Below are 16,700 nucleotides of genomic sequence, written 5' to 3' on the forward strand. Positions count from 1 at the left end.
CGCACGAGCCTAGCGAGCCTTCGGTGCGGGTCAGTAGCTCGGCAGTACGAAATCGTCGGTCTGGCCCGCGACCATCTTCTCCATCAGCGGCCGGAACGCGCGAGAGGTCATGAGCCGCATGCTCACCCGGCCCAGCCGCACCCCCGTCTTCGACTTCGGGCACATCATCTTGATGCCGCCGCCGGGCAGCTCCTTGGCCTTGTCCAGGAACGGGGTGATCCTCTCCTCGTAGCGGGCCAGCGCGCCGGGCACATCGCCCGGGGTGGTCGCGAGCTCACCGGCGAGCACGTACGCGCCGACGATGGCCATGGCCGTGCCCATGCCGGTCATCGGGGAACCGCAGAAGCCGGCATCACCGAGCAGCGTCACCCGGCCCGCCGACAGCGACGGCATATCGATGCGGGCGAGTTCGTCGAAGTAGAAGTCCGGCGCGTGATCCATCGCCGCCACGATGTCATCGGCCTTCCACGGCGCGCCCGTCAACCGCTCCCGGATGAACCGCTGCTGCGCGGCGGTGTCGCGGTACAGCGCCGGATCGGCGTCCGCGCGCAGCGTGATGATCGCCTTGGCGCTGGCCGGATCCCGATCGGGCCGAATCCCGAAGAACCCGCTGGGAATTCCGACCCCGGACATCCAGCCCGGTTCCAGATCCGCCGGGGTGGGCAACGTGAAGAAGGCCATGTACCCGCCGAGATGGGTGGCGAACCGGTCCTCGGGACCGAACACCAGCCGCCGTGTCGCCGAGTGCACGCCGTCCGCCCCGACCAGCATGTCGAACCGCTCGGTGCGCCCGGACGCGAAGGTGACGTCGACGCCGTCGGCGTCCTGCGCGATCGCCTCGATCCACTCGCCGTAGCGGTAGTCCAGCTCGCCGCCCTGCTCGCGCAGCAACTCGAGCAGCACGTCGTTGAGGTCGCCGCGCTGGATCTCGATCTCCGCGGCCGGGCCCTCGCCGCCGAACATCTCCGCGCTCATCCGGGCGTAGGTCCGGCCCTTGTCGTCGAGGTACTTCCAGCCCACCTCGTGCAGTTGCAGCTTGCGGATGCCCGGCATCAGACCCATCCGCTCGGCGACCTCGCGGCTCGGCCCCCGCAGATCCACCGCCTGCCCTCCCGGGCGCGGGGTGGCGGCCCGCTCGACCACGGTGACCCGGATACCGGCCCGAAGCAGTTGCAGCGCAAGGGAATTCCCGGCGATGCCGCCACCGGAGATCAGCACGTGCGTGGTGTTCATGATGTGTCCTGTCTTGGTTCGAATGTCTTAGACAAATGTGTAACACACGGCTGGCACGAGTGTCTAGAACAAATGTCTAAGACGCTGGTAGGGTGGTGGACATGGGAAACCGAGAAGACCTTCTGGCCGGGGCCCGCAAGGCGGTGCTCGAGCGCGGGCTCGCCAAGGTGACCGCCCGGGACATCGCCACCGCCGCCGGTGTCAGCCTCGCCGCCATCGGCTATCACTTCGGCTCGAAGGACCGGTTGATCGCCGAGGCCGTCACCGAGGCGACCGGCACCACGATCGGCGACGCCATGGAGGCGGCCATGCGCGACGCGGGGGAGGGGCGGTCGCTGTGGGAGGCGCTCGCCCCGACCTGGTACGGGATGCTCGACGTGGTGCAGAACCACCGCGAGGAGCTGCTGCTCAGTTTCGAGAACAGCGCCAATGTGATTCGTTCCCCGGAGTTGCAGACCTATCTCGCCGAGGCGAGCGACGGCGCCTACGCCGATCTGGCCGCGATCCTGCGCGAGACCCACCCCGACCTGTCCGCCGCCGAGGCGCGCGCGGTGGCCAAGTTCTATTTCGTGCTGTTCCAGGGCTATGCCATGATGTGGCTGCTCGCGCCCGCCTCGGAGCTGCTGACCGGTGACGATGTGGCGCTGGCGGTGAAGACGTTGCGCGGCAAGTGAATTCGCGCGGCAGGCGACGGACGGGAGGCGCGACGATGGTGGCCGAGAGCAGCGGAACGACCTGGCTGCGCGAACTGCGCGGCGCGCCCGCGCCCCGGGCGATCCTGATCTGCTTCCCGCCCGGCGGTGGTTCGGCCGCGGCCTACCGCGCCCTCGCCCAGCACATCGACCCCGCTATCGCCGTGCACGCCGTGCAGTACCCCGGCCGCCAGGACCGCCTCGGCGACCCGCTGATCCCCGACCTGCCCCGCATGGCCGACCTCATCGCCGCCGACCTCCCGACCTGGCCGCCGTCGGCGCGCATCGCCCTGTTCGGCCACAGCATGGGCGCCACCGTCGCCTTCGAAACCGCCCGCCGCCGGGCCGCGTCCGGCCGCACCCCCGACCACCTGTTCGTCTCCGGCCGCGTCGCCCCCGACGCCCCCTACGAGGGCGCCCTCCACAAGGGCCCCGACGAGGCCCTCATCGCCGAACTCCAACGCCTCGCCAACGACCCCGCCTCGGTCGAAATCCTCCGCACCGAACCCAGCCTCGCCGAACTGGTCCTCCCCGCCGTCCGCAGCGACTACGAGGCCGTCGAAACCTACACCTACACCCCCGCCGACCCATTGACCTGCCCGATCTCCGCCCTCCTCGGCGACGACGACCCCACGGTGAACGCCGACGACATGCGCCGCTGGCACTCCCACACCACCGCCCCCTTCGACCTCACCACCTTCCCCGGCCGCCACTTCTACCTCGACGAAACCCCCACGGCGGTAGCCCACCTCATCTCCACCCGCCTGGCCTGACCCCAACGCCAGGCAACCCAGCCGCACCCCTTATTCGAATCCGCACCCCTTGCAAGGCCCTGAAACGGGTGCGGATTCGAACAAAGGGTGCGGCTGGGTTGCCTCAGCCCTGTGGGCCTGCTGTTACTACACGCGTATTATGCGAGGGTGGGGTTCGAGTGGCCGGACTGGGCGTTGGCGCATCTGACCGGTGTCGAACCCTGGGAGGTCCGCCAGGTTCTCGGGGCCGAGCGGCGCTGGCCCCGGCTTGCCGATGACGGCAGCGTGGTCGCGTTGTCGATCTGGGGACGCACGAGTGGTGGGCGTCCGCTGATCGTGGTCACGCGACGGTTCGATCAGTGGACCTGGATGATCCTCGGCGCGCGTGCGATGCGGGCCGACGAGCTGACGATCTTCGAGCAGTGGGAGCAGGAGAACCGATGAGCGACAAGGACTTTCCCTCCGAACCGGAGGAAGTGGGCGCCTTCCTGGACCGGTTGACCTTCCGCGACGATCCGGTCCCCGCCGACCAGATTCCGCCTCGCCTGCAACCCGGCGACGACATCATGGTCACCACCTCCATCCGGCTGCCGATGCGCCTGCACAGCCGCATCAAGGAACTCGCCGACGAACGCGGGGTGGGGGTGTCGACCCTGGTGCGGGAGTGGGCTGAGGCGGCCGTCGCCGATCTGGACGACCGCGACGAACTCATCTCCCGTGCGGACGCCATGCGTGCGCTGGCGCGCATCCACACTGTCCGTCACGCCAGCTGAATCGTCCTGGGGCACAGGCGGATCGGCGTCGGTCTATCTTTATTCATCCCTTTACGACGATATGCGCATCTATGCATTAAAAGCCGCACGTGTCGTACCCGAGAGAACCGCAAGCGTCACCTCACGAACAGCAAAGAGGGAGAGGGCGACCCAAGCCCCGCCCCGTCACCAGTCGGCAGGCGCGTAATCCTTGAGGAAGCACCCGAACACATCGTCCCCACTCTCACCCCGCACGATCGGGTCGTACACCCGAGCCGCCCCGTCGACAAGATCGAGCGGAGCGTGAAAGCCCTCCTCGGCCAAGCGCAGTTTGGTGAAATGCGGCCGTTCGTCGGTGATCCATCCGGTGTCGACGGAGGTCATGAGAATGCCGTCGCTGTCGAACATCTCGCGGGCGCTGGTACGGGTGAGCATGTTGAGTGCGGCCTTGGCCATATTCGTGTGCGGGTGGCCGGGGCCCTTGTAGCCGCGGGCGAACACGCCTTCCATGGCGGAGACGTTGACGACGTACTTGCGGCGGGCGGGGGAGGCGGCGAGGGCGGGGCGCAGCCGGGAGATGAGGATGAACGGGGCGACCGAATTGCAGAGCTGGACCTCGAGCAGTTCGGTGGCGTCGACCTCGCCGACGGTCTGCACCCAGCTGTTGGTGTGCGCGATATCGGGCACCAGGCCGCCCGCGTCGATGGCGACGCCGCGCGAAAGTCGTTCGGGGGTGGCCGAACCCGCGACGAGGGCGAGTTCGGTGACGTCGGCGGCGGACAGGGTGGGGGTGAGCGAGGCGGTCAGCGCGGTCGGGTGGGCCTGCATGGTCTTGCCGAAGCTGACGGTGTCGGGGAGTTCGCCCGCGGGCAGCGGGCCGTGTTCGGCCTCGACGAGCGCGCTGTAGGCGCCGGGGGAGCGCCGCACGGTCTGGGCGGCGTTGTTGATGAGGATGTCGAGCGGGCCCGCGGCGGCGACGTCGTCGGCGAGGGCGACGACCTGGGCCGGGTCGCGCAGATCGATGCCGACGATGCGCAGCCGGTGAATCCAGTCGGCGCTGTCGGGCTGGGCGACGAAGCGGCGGATGGCGTCGTTGGGGAAGCGGGTGGTGACCGTGGTGTGGGCACCGTCGCGCAGCAGGCGCAGCGCGATGTACATGCCGATCTTGGCGCGGCCGCCGGTGAGCAGCGCGCGGCGGCCGGTGAGGTCGGTGCGGGCGTCGCGTTTGGCGTGGTTCTGGGCGGCGCAGTCGGGGCACAGCTGGTGGTAGAAGGCGTCGACGCGGGTGTAGCGCTGTTTGCAGATGTAGCACGGCCGGGCCCGCAGCAGGCTGCCCGCGCTGGCCCCGGAGGCGTTGGAGGACAACGGGATTCCGGCGGTCTCGTCGTCGATGCGGTTCGGGGAGCCGGTGGCGGTGGCGGCGACGACGGCCTTGTCGGCGGCGGAGATCGCGTCGCGTGCCTCGGCCCGCTTGCGCTTCTTGAGCTTCTTGAACATGTGCCCGACCGCGCGTTGCACCGCGATCGAGTCGGGATGCTCCTTGTCCAACCGCCCGGCCTGGTCCAGGACCCGCAGACACACCTCGAGGTCGGCGCGGTCGATGACCGGCTCCGGTGCGATGGTCGTCGAATCGTGGTCGGACATGGCTGTGCGCTGCGGTCTTTCGGGAGTCGGGTCGTTTGCAGCGCTCATTGTCGCATCACCCTTCCTGTGACCCCGCCCACGCCGTACGGTGGGGCGAGCGATCGGAGGATGCGGGCCATGGCCATTCGCCACATCATCACCATTCGCGTCGCGCCCGGGCGCGCGGCGGAGTTCGAGGCCGCGTTCGCGGCGCTGGCGGAGGTCGTGCGCCGGGAGCCGGGGTGCGAGCAGTACGAATGGTTCCGGGGCACAGGCGATCCCGACACGTTCGTGATGCTCGAGCGGTGGACGAACCGGGACCTGCTCGCCGCCCATCAGCGCGTCGAGCGGGCGGACAATGCCCCGCTCGTCGAGGCGCTCATGGCGCTGTGGGCACCGGGGTCGACGCCGACCGTCGAAGCCTACGAGAGCTGATCGGTCCGCCTAGCTCGATCCGGCGAGCCCGTCCGCGTGCTCGGGTCGATCGAGTCGGCGGGCACGGTCGGCGAGGCGGGTGCGGAGCGGGTGCGGGATCTCCGCGCGGACCTCGACCAAGGCGTCCCAGACGACATCGGGGGTCTCCGGGGTGAGGGCGGTGAGGAAGTCGTCGAGATCGTCCATGGCACAAATAATTTCGAGGACTCGGGCGCGACCGGGTGGGTCCTGGGCGAGGGCGATCTCGACGAGGACGGGCAGGTCGGCGCTTCGGGCGGTGGTTCGGACGGCCGAGAGGAGTTGGGCGCGGTCGAGGTCGCCGAGGCAGGAGGCGATCGTGGGTTTCGCCGCGTCGGGCAGGGCGTGGACCAGGGGGAGGACCTCGGCCCACAGGTCGTGGGCGGCGGCGGTGTCGATGACCGCGCGCAGGATGTCGCGGTCGGCGAAGACGGGCAGACCCGCGAGGCGGCGGCGGTCGGGGTCGGACATGGCGAGGGCGATCGGGATGAGCGCGTGCCACAGGCGGGCGGCGTCGGCCTCGCGGACGAGGGCGGTGAGCTGTTCGTCGGTGCGTCCGGCGATCCGCGTGGCGACGAATCGCATTCGCGCCGAGGGCAATTCGGCGGTGAGGGGGAGCAGGTCGAGCCAGAGACCCTCGTCGACGGCGAGGTCGACCAGGACGCCGAAGTCGTCGCTGTCGGCGGCGGCGAGGACCGCGGCGCGGCGTTGCTCGTCGGTGAGTTCGGCGAGGCAGAGCCCGAGGGTGTGTTTGGCGCGGTCGGGCAGGGCATCGACCAACGGCAGGACCTGCGACCACAGCTCGTGCCGGGCGCAGGTGGCGGTGAGGGCGCGCAGCACCGCGGGTTCGGCCATGACGGGCAGGCCCGCCATGCGGCGGCGGTCGGGGTCGGACATGGCCAGCGCCACGGGGATCATGGCGTCCCACTGCTCGGCCGCGTCGGCGGCGTGGACGAGGTCGGCCAGTTCGGCGTCGGGCTTGGCGGCGACGCGGGCGGCGATGAAGGCCAGGGGCTCGGCGGGGAGGTGGGGCGCGAGGGGCAGGAGGTCGAGCCAGAGGCCGTGGTCGAGGGCGACGTCCATGATCGCGCTGAGGACGGGTTCGGTGTGCACGGTCGGGCGCGCCGCGAACAGGGCGAGGCTGTCGGGGCTCATGGTGGCGGTGACGGGGAGCAGGGTGGTCCACGCGTCGAGTTCGTGGGCGGCGCGGACCAGGCCGTCGAGGATCTCGCCGCCGGAGCGCGCCGCGAGATCTCCGATGCGGGAACGGTTTTCGGGGCTGACGGTGGCGAGCAGGTCGATGCCCTCGGCCCACATGCCGTGTTCGTGGGCCGCGCGCACCACGCCGGGCAGCCGGTCGGCGACGAGTTCGAGCAGGGCGTCCATCGCGGACTTGTCCTCGATCAGGTACCCGACCCGTAGCAGATCCGCATCCGACATGGTGTGCGCGACCGCCCGCATCATCTCCCCCGATGCGACGCCCACGAACCGTCCCAGCGTGACGTGCTCACCCCTCGAGAGCAGTTCACGCGCGACGGCCACGACCAGGGGCACGGGCACCCGGGGAATGATGTCGGCGGTGCGGCGCGGATCCAGCCGGATGGTCGCCTCGGCCAGGAACGGCGCGGGCAGGGCCTTGGCGATGTCGATCGCGCGGGCTGGCTCGACCTGGGCGGCCACCGCCGCGCACAGATCCGGGCCGAAGGCGTGTTCGGCGGCCTTGGCGGCGATGGGCGTCGGCACCAGCTTCGCGGCCTGGGCCACGCGGCGCAGTTTCGCGGCATCGGCGTCGAACAGGGCGTCGGTGGCGCGTTCGCGGAAGGCGCGGATCGCCTCGGGCGGGAGCTCGGTGAGGAAGTCCAGCGCCGACGGGTCCGGAATATCCAGCAGCCGAGCGAGTTTGGTTGTCTCGGCGTGGGCGAGCAGGCGATCGGTCACAGGCCCAGCGCCTTGCGCAGGGTGGGGCGCAGCAGGCGCGGGACGTAGCGCATCGACGAATCCACCGCCTCGGCAAGGTGTTTCGCGCGGCGGGTGCGGGCCGCGCGCAGCAGGCGGTCCAGTTCGCCCAGTTCGGTATCGGACAGCCGGGTGAACTCCTCGGGCAGCGGCGCGCCGAGGGTGTCGGTGAGCGGATAGGCGGACATGATGCCTCCGGGCGGTCGGGCGGTCGGGCGGTCGGGCGGTCGGGCGGTCGGGCGGTCGGGCGGTCGGGCGGTCGGGCGGTCGGGCGAGCGGGCGAGCGGGCGAGCGGGCGAGCGGGCGAGCGGGCGGACGGACGGGCGAGCGGACGGACGGACGGGCGAGAGGGCGGGCGCGGTCAGCGCGGGGAGTACTCGAGGGGGCGGTTGTCGGCGCGCAGGTCGTCGACGAAGTTGGCGATGGCCTCCACGACCAGTAGCGGTTCGGTGACGGGTAGCGCGTAGTCGGCGGGCAGGCGGTAGCACCACAGCCGGTCGGTCGCGTGGCGGACGTGGCGGTCGGCGGCGGGCAGTGCGGCCGCGTCGGCGCGGTCGACGATCAGCTGCACCGGGACGGTGACGTGGTGATCGCACGGATGACGCAGGCGCGGAACGAGATTCGCGGACAGGATGCGCGCGGCCGCGCGCAGGTCGGCCGGGGTGACGCGCAGTGCCGAGCGCGGGGCGCGGCGCAGTCGGGGCCAGCGCAGCAGGCGGCGCCCGAGGACCAGCCAGCCCAGGCCGGGTAGCCGCCACCACCGGATACGGGGCGGGTGCGGATCGCGTACGGCCGCGAGCAGGGGATCGAGGCCGGGGACGCCGAGCGCGGTGATCGAGGCGATGCGGGTGGCGGCGCGCGGATCGGCGGCGGCCTCCCACGCCTGGATCGCGCCCCAGCCGTGCCCGGCCAGGTGCGCGGGACGGCCGGGACTGGTCGCGTCGAGGATCGCGTAGAGGTCCTCGACGAGCGCGGCGAGCCGATAATGTTGCCGCCCAGCGGGTTTCGCGGAGCGGCCGTGGCCGCGCACATCGTAGGCGACGACGTGGAAGCCGTCGGCGAGCAGCGGCGCGACCCGCTCCCACACGCGGTGGGTGTCGGTGAGGCCGTGCACGAGCACGAGGGTGTCGGCGGCGGGATCGCCGTACTCGCGGACGGCCAGGCCCCGCACGCGGCGGCGGGTGGGCAGTGGGGTCATGGGGTTCACCTCGGGGTGCGTGGTCCGCACCGAACGTACCGGCAGTACGAATAGTGATACTGGCAGTACGTCCGTCGGAAGGCAATGCCCGCGCGACCGGAAGGTCTGTGCGCTAGCTCACAGAAATGGCGGCAGCGGTGCGATCGATGTTTCCGGTAGGCGAGCGCATGCCGTGCCGTACCAGCGGTACAGGTATCCTCGCGGGAACCACGCAACCCGTATCGGAGTCGAATCCCGTGCCCCGTGCCACCAGCAGGACCACTGCGCGGATCACGCGCGACGACATCGTCGACGCCGCGTTCCGGGTGATCGATCGCGCGGGCCCGCGCCCCAGCATGGACGACATCGCCCGCGAGGCCGGGATCACCAAGCCGCGGCTGTATCGGCAGTTCGCCGACAAGGCGGATCTCTACACCGAGATCGCGAATCGGGTGTCGCGCAACGCTTTCGCCGCGACCGGTGAGGACATGACGCTCATGCTGCACCCGCCGCGGGCGGCGCTGCGGCGGGTGTTCGCGGGGTACGCCGAGGGAATCCTGGCCCATCCCAACGTGTTTCGGTTCCTGGCGCAGGCGCCGGTGGCGCAGGGCGCCGACGACCAGGTGTTGCAGTTCGATCTGGGGCGCGAGGCCGCGCGGCGGTTCACCAAGCTCGCCCGGTCGGTCGCCGAGGCGGTGCCGCTCGACACCGCGGGGATCGACTACCTGTCGCGCGCGGTCGTCGGGGTGGTGGTGGCCATCACCGATCTGTGGCTCGAGGGCGCGCCCGCCCCGGCGGCCGACGAATTCGTCGACCGGGCCACCGAACTGGTCTGGGGGCTGATCGACGGATTCCTGCGGCGGCAGGGCATCGACGCCGATCCCGAACTGCCGATCTTCACCACATTGGCCGAGGTCAACCAGGCGCGCGGCGCCGACTGACCGATGTTGTTGACATTACGCCAATAGGGCTGCCACGCTGGTGCTCACGAAGTCGGGCACGAGACGAAGGATGCAGACGATGGCGCGCGCCGCGTGGAGCGATGACGAGGTCGAGGCCGTACGGGAACTGGCGAGGAACTTCTTCGACAAGGAGGTCGTCCCGCACGAGGAGAGGTTCGTCGCCCAGGGTCATCCGGATCGCGGACTGTACAACCGGGCCGGGGAACTCGGGCTGCTGTGCGCCTCGATCCCCACCGAATACGGCGGCGGCGGTGGCACTTTCGCGCACGAGGCCGCCATCATCGAGGAGCAGACCTTCGCGGGCGACGGCTCGCTGGGCATGTCGGTGCACTCGTCGATCATCGCGCCCTACCTCCACCACTTCGGCTCCGAGGAGCTCAAGCGCCGCGTGCTGCCCAAGGCAGCCAGCGGTGAGATGGTGCTGTCGATCGGCATGACCGAGCCCGGCACCGGATCGGACCTGCAGAACATCAAGACCCGCGCGGTGCGTGAGGGCGACGAGTACGTCATCACCGGTTCGAAGATCTTCATCTCCAACGGCTGGCTGTGCGACGGCATCATCATCGCCGCCAAGACCGATCCGACCAAGGGCGCGGCGGGCGTGTCGCTGATCTTCGCCGAAGTCTCCGACGACACACCGGGATTCACGCGCGGCCGCATCCTGTCCAAGATCGGCGGCAAGGGTCAGGACACCGCGGAGCTGTTCTTCGACGGCCTGCGGGTGCCCGCGTCGAATCTGCTGGGCGAGGCCGAGGGGCAGGGCTTCTACCAGATGATGCAGCTGCTCGCCCAGGAGCGGCTGGTCACCGCGATCCTGGCGGTGGCGATGATGGAGAAGGCGGTCGAGATCACCGTCGAGTACACCAAGGGCCGCGAGGCGTTCGGCAAACCGTTGTTCGCGATGCAGAACACCAAGTTCGAACTGGCCGAGTGCGCGACGATCACGCGGGTGAGCCGGACCTTCCTCGACGACGCGATCGCCAAGCATCTGCGCGGCGAACTCGACATCCCGACCGCGGCCATGTCGAAATACTGGCTCACCGATCAGTTGGGTATCGTGGTGGATCGTTGTCTGCAACTCTTCGGTGGTTATGGATACATGACGGAATACCCGATCTCCCAGCTGTACACGGGCGCGCGCGTGCTGCGCATCCTGGCCGGGTCGAACGAGGTGATGAAGGATCTCATTGCCCGCTCACTCTGACACCGCGCTGACCGACGCCGACGCCTCCGCGCGCCGGCGTCGGCTCGAACCCGACGAACGGCGCGCGCAGATCCTCGACTGCGCCATCGCCATGTTCGGCGAACGCCCCTACGCCGCGGTCTCCACCGCCGAACTGGCCCAGCGCGCGGGCGTCGCCCGCGGCCTGATCAACCACTACTTCGGCAACAAACGCGACCTCTACCTGGCCGTCGTCCGCCGCATGGTCACCCTCCCCAGACCTGACCACATGACCACCCCCACCGGCACCGTCCGCGAACGCGTCGACGCCAGCGTCGCCTGGCTGCTCGACACCATCGGCGAACACGGCAGCACGTGGGTCAAGGTCACCGGCCACGAGGGCATCGGCGACGACCCGGAGGTCCAGCGCATCCTCGACGAGGCCGACGACGCCGCCGCCGACCGGCTGCTGCACATGGTCGGCCTGGGCGGCTCGAAGCACGGCGACGAACTGCGGGCGCTGGTCCGGGCGTACGGGGGGTTGGTGAAAGCGGCTGGGCGGGAATGGATTACGCGCGGGTCGCTCGATCGCGATCAGGTGCACGCGTTGCTGGCCGACATGCTGTTGACGCTGGTGACCACGGCGTTCCCGAAGATTGAGCGGGGGACCTGACTCAGCCGATCGGGGCGCTGTTCCACCACGCGTGCAGTCGCTCGGCGGCGCCGTCGGCGCTGCTCATCGGGCGGGCGATCAGCAGGAACGTCGCGCGGTCCGGGTCGTCGAGGAAGGTGGTCACCCGGGAGACGAACGGCTTCTGGTAGATCGAGCGGGCGTCGTGCCAGAACTCGTAGTTGGTGTAAGCAACGCCGTTGTTCACCTCGACCGTCCGGGTGTGCGGTGGCAGACCCGCCACGACCGCCCGGACATCGTCGGGCGAGCGGTAGGCGTAGATGCTGAACGTCACCACCTCGGCGCCCAGGCATTGCCAGGCGCCGATATAGGTCTTGAAGTCGATGGTGTCGAATTCGGGATCGAAGGCCCGGAAGCCGGGCACCCCCTCGCAGCTCGAATGCCCGTATCCGGATCTGGTCGTTCCCACGGTCCGCTCCGCCGGAACCATCTTCGGGAACGCGATACTCGCCGCCCGCAACGCGGCGACGTATTCCTCTCCTTGCCGCTCCTGCTCGGGATCCGGGGTCCGGGTCGGCCGGGCCGCCACGGGCGCGGCTCCGGAGCTGTTGCTGAGAACGCTTGCGGCGACACCGATTCCGGCTCCGGCGGCGACGAGCACGGCGATCGCGGTGGGAATGACGACCTTTCGCCATCGGGAGCGGCCCTCGTTCACCGAGGCGGGCAATGCGGGTGGCGGGCTGTCGGGCGCGGGGGCGAGGACCGGCGCGGGTCGCGGCTGGGTCGCCGCCGGAGCGAGCCGAAAATCGTTCTGCGTCAACGCATACCACGCCGCGGTCGCGAACTCGGTGCACGAGGCGAACCGGTCGTCGGGATGCTTGGCCAACGCCCGCGCGAGCACCGCGTCCATCGCGGGCGGCACCCCGGCCCGCGCCGCGCTCACCGCCGGGGGACTGTGCTGGAGATGGCCTTTCACGACCGCGGCGGCATTGGGCGACTCGAACGGCGAGCGGCCGGTCAGCAGCCGGAACAACGTGCAGGCCAGCGAATACTGGTCGGAGCGGGCGGTGGACGCGACCCCGGTGAGCTGTTCGGGCGAGGCGTACCCGAGGGTGCCGTTCACGGTCCCGGTGCGGGTCAGGTGACGCGTCTCGTCGAGCAGGCGGGCGATTCCGAAGTCGGTGAGGACGATTCGCTCGTCGCGCTGCCCGGGGCGCGCGAGGAGAATGTTGGCGGGTTTGACGTCGCGGTGCAGGATGCCGTGTCCGTGCGCGTAATCCAGGGCCTGCGCGACGTAGCCGACGATTCGGACGGCGTGCTCGGGCGCCAGGCGCGCGGGATCCAGTGCCGCCGCGGTGATTCCCTCGACGTACTGCATGGCGATCCACTGCTGATCGCCGTCGATCCCCCGGTCGTGGACGGCGACGATGCCCGGATGGTCCAGCCGGGCGACGAGTTCGGCCTCCCGCTCGAAGCGCGCGCGAATGGCGTTGTCGGTGAACAGTTCTCGATTCAGCACCTTCAACGCGACGGACCGGGGCAGGCGCGGGTGGCGGGCGAGGTAGACGGTGCCCATCCCGCCCCGCCCGAGCACGCGCTCGATGCGATACCCCGCGAACGATGCGCCGATGTCCGGCATCGAATATCCCCCCGTGCAATCGATTCCATCCGTGTGCCGTTCAGGATCGTACCCATCGGCGGCTCGACGCCGCGCGGGTGCAGTAGGGTGAGCGCGCGGAGAAGGGTGGGAGGTGAGACCGGGGTGGCGCAATCGTTGACCCACGGCCAGGTTTTCGCGGGATATCGGATCGAGCGGCTGCTCGGCGTCGGCGGCATGGGCGAGGTCTATCTCGCGCACGATCGCGATCTGCCGCGCTGGGTGGCGTTGAAGATCCTGCATCCCGCGGTCGGCGACGACGCGACCATCCGGGCGCGCTTCCTGCACGAGGCCGACACCGCGGCCCGGCTCGCGCATCCGAACATCGTCACCGTCTACGCGCGCGGGCAGGAGGGCGGGCGGCTCTGGATCGCGATGCAGTACGTCGACGGCGTGGACGCGGCGGCGGCCGTGCGCGGCGGCGGCCCGATCCCGGCCGAGCACGCCGTGCACATCGTCACCGAGGTCGCCAAGGCCCTCGATCACGCCCACGCCGCCGGTGTCCTGCATCGGGACGTGAAACCCGCCAATATCCTGCTGTCGAGCGGACCCGCGCAGCAGGTGTTCCTCGCCGACTTCGGCATCGCCAAGGCACTCGACCAGGCCGATCAGTTCACCCGGGCCGGGGAGTTGTTCGCGAGTTTCCAGTACGCGGCGCCCGAGCAGTTCGACACCCGCGCCGACGTCGATCGCCGCGCCGACGTGTACGCCCTTGGCTGCACGCTGTATTTCCTGCTCACCGGGGCGCTGCCCTATCCCGGCACGACGACCGGTCAGCTCATCCACGGTCACCTGAACCTGCCCGCGCCTCGCCCGACTCGTGAGAACCCGGTTGTACCAAGCGGTTTCGATGCCGTGATCGCTCGGCCGCTGGCGAAGAATCGCGACGACCGGTACGCAGGATGCGGTGAGCTCGCCGCGGCCGCGCGGCGAGCGCTGCCCGCGTCGGCGCCGCCCCGGCGACGCGCCGCGCGGATCGCTCTGGTCCTCGTCGGCGCCGTCGTGCTCGTCGCGGCGACAGCCGCGGGCGCCTTCGCCGCCCACAGCACGTGGACCCGCAGCCGGGTCGACAGCGCGCGGGACGCGGCGCGGCAGGCCGGATGCGAGTACGCCCGCCTCCTGGCGACCTACGACTACGACAAGCTGGACGGCTGGGAGACCGCGGTACTCGACCGGTCCTCCGGCGACCTGCACGCGAGCCTGGTCTCGACCCTGCCCGACAACACCAGGGCCATCGCGACCTCGCACGGGCACTCGCACGTCACCGATAGCACCTGCACCGCGCAATCGGCCGACCTGTCCAGCGCCGAGATCACCGTGGTCCTCACCCAGGTCTATCGCAACGACACCGTCAACCAGCGGGAAACGACCAAACCCCAACAGTTTCGGCTGGTGATGGAGCGGCTCGACGGTCGCTGGTTGTGCCGGGAGACCACGATCATCGGCGGCACCAACTAGGCCCGGCCGTCATGCCTTGCGCGCCTTGCTCGGTTGCACCCGCGGCGGCTCGTTGGGCATCTTCGGGTACACCGGTGGCCAGGGCGCGTCCATCAGCCCCGCGTCCATGTCGCGCTGGGACATCTCCAGCAGCGGGTCGATGGATTGGGGGGTGCGGTCGGCCCAGGGGTCGCCCAGTTTTTCCACTCGGGCGGGGACCGTGGAGAGGGTGAGCTCGTCGGGGACGATGGCGCCCAAATCGTCCCAGGAGACCGGGGTCGAGACCTGGCCGCCTACCTTCGGGCGGACGCACCACGCGCCGAAAACCGTTCGGTGCGGGGCGTTCTGGTTGTAGTCGATGAAGACGCGGCGGCCGCGTTCCTCCTTCCACCAGGAGGCGGTGAGGAGGTCGGGGTGGCGGCGTTCGAGTTCGCGGGCCAGGGCTATCGAGGCGGCGCGGACCTGGTAGCCGTCCCAGCGGGGTTCGAGCAGGACGTAGATGTGCAGGCCGCGGGAGCCGGAGGTCTTCACGCGGGCGTCGATGCCCAACTCGGAGAACAGGTTTCGGGTGCGGACGGCGGCCTCGCGGAGGTCGTCGAAGGTGATGCCGGGGGAGGGGTCGAGATCGATGCGCAGTTCGTCGGTGACGCCGGTGGGCGGCAGCGGGTTGCCCGCGGCGTCGTAAACGACGGGGGCGGTGCTGGCCTCGGCGGCGCCCGCGTGGGTGGGCCAGACGTGAAAACCCAAGCAGCCCAGGTTGACCGCCCACAGGATGTGGGCGAGGTCCGCGGCGACCAACGCGTCGCTGGTGGTGCCGTTGGGGGTTTCCACGGTGGTGGTCCGCAACCAGTCGGGTACGGATTTCGGAACGCGCTTCTGGAACCAGGACTTGCCGCCCGCGCCGTCCGGATATCGTTCCAGCAGTACGGGTCTCGCGCCCATCGTGCGCAGGATCGGCTCGGCCACCGCCTGGTAGTAGCGGACCAGGTCGAGCTTGGTCTCGCCGCGGGTGGGGAAGTACACCTTGTCGGGATTGCTGATCGAGACGACCTTGCCGTCGGTCTCGATCTCGATGGCCTTGCTCACCGCGCCGCGCCCTTCGCCTCGGCGAAGATGTCGGCCAGCTCGGCGGGGGCGACCTCGTCGAGCTGGGCGTAGGTGCACGATTCGGGGGTGCGGTCGTCGCGGAAGCGAACCAGCCTGCCGCCGTGGCGTAATCGGCCCGCCATCACATGCTCGTAGCGCACCTCGGCCACGAGCTCCGGGCGCAGCGCCTCCCACGACAGATCCTTGCCGCCGGTCCAGCGGCTCACCCCGCCGGGCATCTTGCCCTCGCTCTGGGCCTGCGCGGCGGCGTCGGCCCACTCCCGCCACGGATGGTTCTCGAGGGCGTTCTTCCGCAGCGGGGCCAGCTCCTCGACCAGCTCCCCGCGCCGGGCCGCGGTGAAACTGCTCGCCACCCCGACGTGATGCAACCGGCCCGCGTCGTCGTAGAGCCCCAGCAGCAGCGATCCCACGCCCTGCCCGTCCTTGTGCCAGCGGAACCCGGCGACGACGCAGTCCGCGGTGCGCTCGTGCTTGACCTTGATCATCACCCGCTTGTCCTGGAGATAGGGCAGGTCGGTGGCCTTGACCATGACCCCGTCGAAGCCCGCGCCCTCGAATCGGGTGAACCAGTCCTGCGCCACGTCCGGATCCGAGGTCAGCGGCGTGCGATGCAGCCGCGGCACCGAGTTGTCGACCACCGTCTCGAGCAGCCGCCGCCGCTCGGCGAACGGTTCCTCGGTCAGATCGCGGTCGTCCAGCGCCAGCAGGTCGAACGCCACGAAGCTGGCCGGGGTCTCCCCGGCCAGCTTGGTGACCCGCGACGCCGCCGGGTGCAGCCGCTGCTGCAACGTGTCGAAATCCAGGCCGTGCTCGGTGACGACCACGATCTCCCCGTCGATCACGCACCGCGGCGGCAGCGTCGCGCGCAGCAACTCCACCAATTCCGGGAAGTACCGGGTCAGCGGGCGATCGTTGCGCGAACCCAGCTCCACCTCGTCCCCGTCGCGGAACACGATGCAGCGGAAGCCGTCCCATTTCGGTTCGTAGTACAGCTGCGGATCGCGCGGCAGCGCCGACGCCGATTTCGCCAGCATCGGTTTCACGGGCGGCATGACGGGCAGGTCCACACGATCCTCCTCGGGTCTCACCGATGCCGACGGCGCGGG

At 70.2% G+C, this 16,700-nt stretch carries 17 protein-coding genes; 9 read left to right on the forward strand and 8 right to left on the reverse strand.

Annotated elements, in window-relative coordinates:
- Positions 1-30 precede the first annotated feature (30 nt).
- A complete protein-coding gene (locus tag ACFYTQ_RS16005) occupies positions 31-1,233 on the reverse strand; it encodes an FAD-dependent monooxygenase (protein WP_387361206.1) in 1,203 nt (400 codons plus the stop codon).
- Between the two features lie 101 nt (positions 1,234-1,334).
- Here ACFYTQ_RS16005 and ACFYTQ_RS16010 point away from each other — a divergent pair, with 101 nt between their 5' ends.
- From ACFYTQ_RS16010 to ACFYTQ_RS16025, 4 genes are all read left to right on the forward strand, one after another.
- A complete protein-coding gene (locus ACFYTQ_RS16010) occupies positions 1,335-1,907 on the forward strand; it encodes a TetR/AcrR family transcriptional regulator (RefSeq protein ID WP_387361208.1) in 573 nt (190 codons plus the stop codon).
- Between the two features lie 35 nt (positions 1,908-1,942).
- Positions 1,943-2,698 carry a thioesterase II family protein gene (locus tag ACFYTQ_RS16015; RefSeq protein WP_387361210.1) on the forward strand — a complete coding sequence of 252 codons (756 nt, stop codon included), beginning with the start codon at positions 1,943-1,945 and terminating at the stop codon, positions 2,696-2,698.
- A gap of 147 nt (positions 2,699-2,845) precedes the next feature.
- On the forward strand, positions 2,846-3,121 hold the full coding sequence (locus ACFYTQ_RS16020) for a hypothetical protein (protein WP_387361212.1): 276 nt from the start codon (positions 2,846-2,848) through the stop codon (positions 3,119-3,121).
- On the forward strand, positions 3,118-3,450 hold the full coding sequence (locus ACFYTQ_RS16025) for a hypothetical protein (RefSeq protein ID WP_387361214.1): 333 nt from the start codon (positions 3,118-3,120) through the stop codon (positions 3,448-3,450). The genes ACFYTQ_RS16020 and ACFYTQ_RS16025 overlap by 4 nt, the downstream gene beginning before the upstream one ends.
- 165 nt (positions 3,451-3,615) lie before the next feature.
- Here ACFYTQ_RS16025 and ACFYTQ_RS16030 read toward each other — a convergent pair whose 3' ends face one another.
- Positions 3,616-5,073 (reverse strand): SDR family NAD(P)-dependent oxidoreductase, encoded by a 1,458-nt coding sequence (locus ACFYTQ_RS16030; RefSeq protein ID WP_387361336.1) that lies wholly within the window; start codon positions 5,071-5,073, stop codon positions 3,616-3,618.
- A gap of 117 nt (positions 5,074-5,190) precedes the next feature.
- Here ACFYTQ_RS16030 and ACFYTQ_RS16035 point away from each other — a divergent pair, with 117 nt between their 5' ends.
- Positions 5,191-5,487: a putative quinol monooxygenase gene (locus tag ACFYTQ_RS16035; protein ID WP_387361216.1), complete on the forward strand. Its 297-nt coding sequence runs from the start codon at positions 5,191-5,193 to the stop codon at positions 5,485-5,487.
- Positions 5,488-5,496: 9 nt separating this feature from the next.
- Here ACFYTQ_RS16035 and ACFYTQ_RS16040 read toward each other — a convergent pair whose 3' ends face one another.
- The 3 genes from ACFYTQ_RS16040 to ACFYTQ_RS16050 form a co-directional block, all read right to left on the reverse strand.
- Positions 5,497-7,443, reverse strand: a complete 1,947-nt coding sequence (locus tag ACFYTQ_RS16040) for a hypothetical protein (RefSeq protein ID WP_387361218.1) — start codon at positions 7,441-7,443, stop codon at positions 5,497-5,499.
- Positions 7,440-7,649 carry a hypothetical protein gene (locus ACFYTQ_RS16045; protein ID WP_387361220.1) on the reverse strand — a complete coding sequence of 70 codons (210 nt, stop codon included), beginning with the start codon at positions 7,647-7,649 and terminating at the stop codon, positions 7,440-7,442. Before ACFYTQ_RS16045 ends, ACFYTQ_RS16040 begins: the two co-directional genes overlap by 4 nt.
- A gap of 173 nt (positions 7,650-7,822) precedes the next feature.
- On the reverse strand, positions 7,823-8,659 hold the full coding sequence (locus ACFYTQ_RS16050) for an alpha/beta fold hydrolase (RefSeq protein WP_387361222.1): 837 nt from the start codon (positions 8,657-8,659) through the stop codon (positions 7,823-7,825).
- Positions 8,660-8,895: 236 nt separating this feature from the next.
- Between ACFYTQ_RS16050 and ACFYTQ_RS16055 the strand changes: the two genes are divergently transcribed.
- From ACFYTQ_RS16055 to ACFYTQ_RS16065, 3 genes are all read left to right on the forward strand, one after another.
- Positions 8,896-9,579 (forward strand): TetR/AcrR family transcriptional regulator, encoded by a 684-nt coding sequence (locus tag ACFYTQ_RS16055; protein WP_387361224.1) that lies wholly within the window; start codon positions 8,896-8,898, stop codon positions 9,577-9,579.
- Between the two features lie 79 nt (positions 9,580-9,658).
- Positions 9,659-10,804 (forward strand): acyl-CoA dehydrogenase family protein, encoded by a 1,146-nt coding sequence (locus ACFYTQ_RS16060; protein WP_387361226.1) that lies wholly within the window; start codon positions 9,659-9,661, stop codon positions 10,802-10,804.
- Entirely contained in the window at positions 10,788-11,435 is a 648-nt protein-coding gene (locus ACFYTQ_RS16065; protein WP_387361228.1) for a TetR/AcrR family transcriptional regulator, read from the forward strand. The genes ACFYTQ_RS16060 and ACFYTQ_RS16065 overlap by 17 nt, the downstream gene beginning before the upstream one ends.
- Position 11,436: 1 nt before the next feature.
- On the opposite strand, the gene ACFYTQ_RS16070 is transcribed toward ACFYTQ_RS16065, so the two are convergent.
- Positions 11,437-13,032, reverse strand: a complete 1,596-nt coding sequence (locus ACFYTQ_RS16070) for a serine/threonine-protein kinase (RefSeq protein WP_387361230.1) — start codon at positions 13,030-13,032, stop codon at positions 11,437-11,439.
- Between the two features lie 123 nt (positions 13,033-13,155).
- Between ACFYTQ_RS16070 and ACFYTQ_RS16075 the strand changes: the two genes are divergently transcribed.
- Positions 13,156-14,508: a serine/threonine-protein kinase gene (locus ACFYTQ_RS16075; RefSeq protein WP_387361232.1), complete on the forward strand. Its 1,353-nt coding sequence runs from the start codon at positions 13,156-13,158 to the stop codon at positions 14,506-14,508.
- Between the two features lie 9 nt (positions 14,509-14,517).
- Here ACFYTQ_RS16075 and ACFYTQ_RS16080 read toward each other — a convergent pair whose 3' ends face one another.
- Both ACFYTQ_RS16080 and ACFYTQ_RS16085 read right to left on the reverse strand, forming a co-directional pair.
- Positions 14,518-15,573: a DNA polymerase domain-containing protein gene (locus ACFYTQ_RS16080; protein ID WP_387361234.1), complete on the reverse strand. Its 1,056-nt coding sequence runs from the start codon at positions 15,571-15,573 to the stop codon at positions 14,518-14,520.
- On the reverse strand, positions 15,570-16,661 hold the full coding sequence (locus ACFYTQ_RS16085) for an ATP-dependent DNA ligase (protein WP_387361236.1): 1,092 nt from the start codon (positions 16,659-16,661) through the stop codon (positions 15,570-15,572). Before ACFYTQ_RS16085 ends, ACFYTQ_RS16080 begins: the two co-directional genes overlap by 4 nt.
- Positions 16,662-16,700 lie beyond the last annotated feature (39 nt).

Source organism: Nocardia sp. NPDC004068 (assembly GCF_042874315.1).
In the GTDB taxonomy this organism is placed as follows: Bacteria; Actinomycetota; Actinomycetes; order Mycobacteriales; family Mycobacteriaceae; genus Nocardia.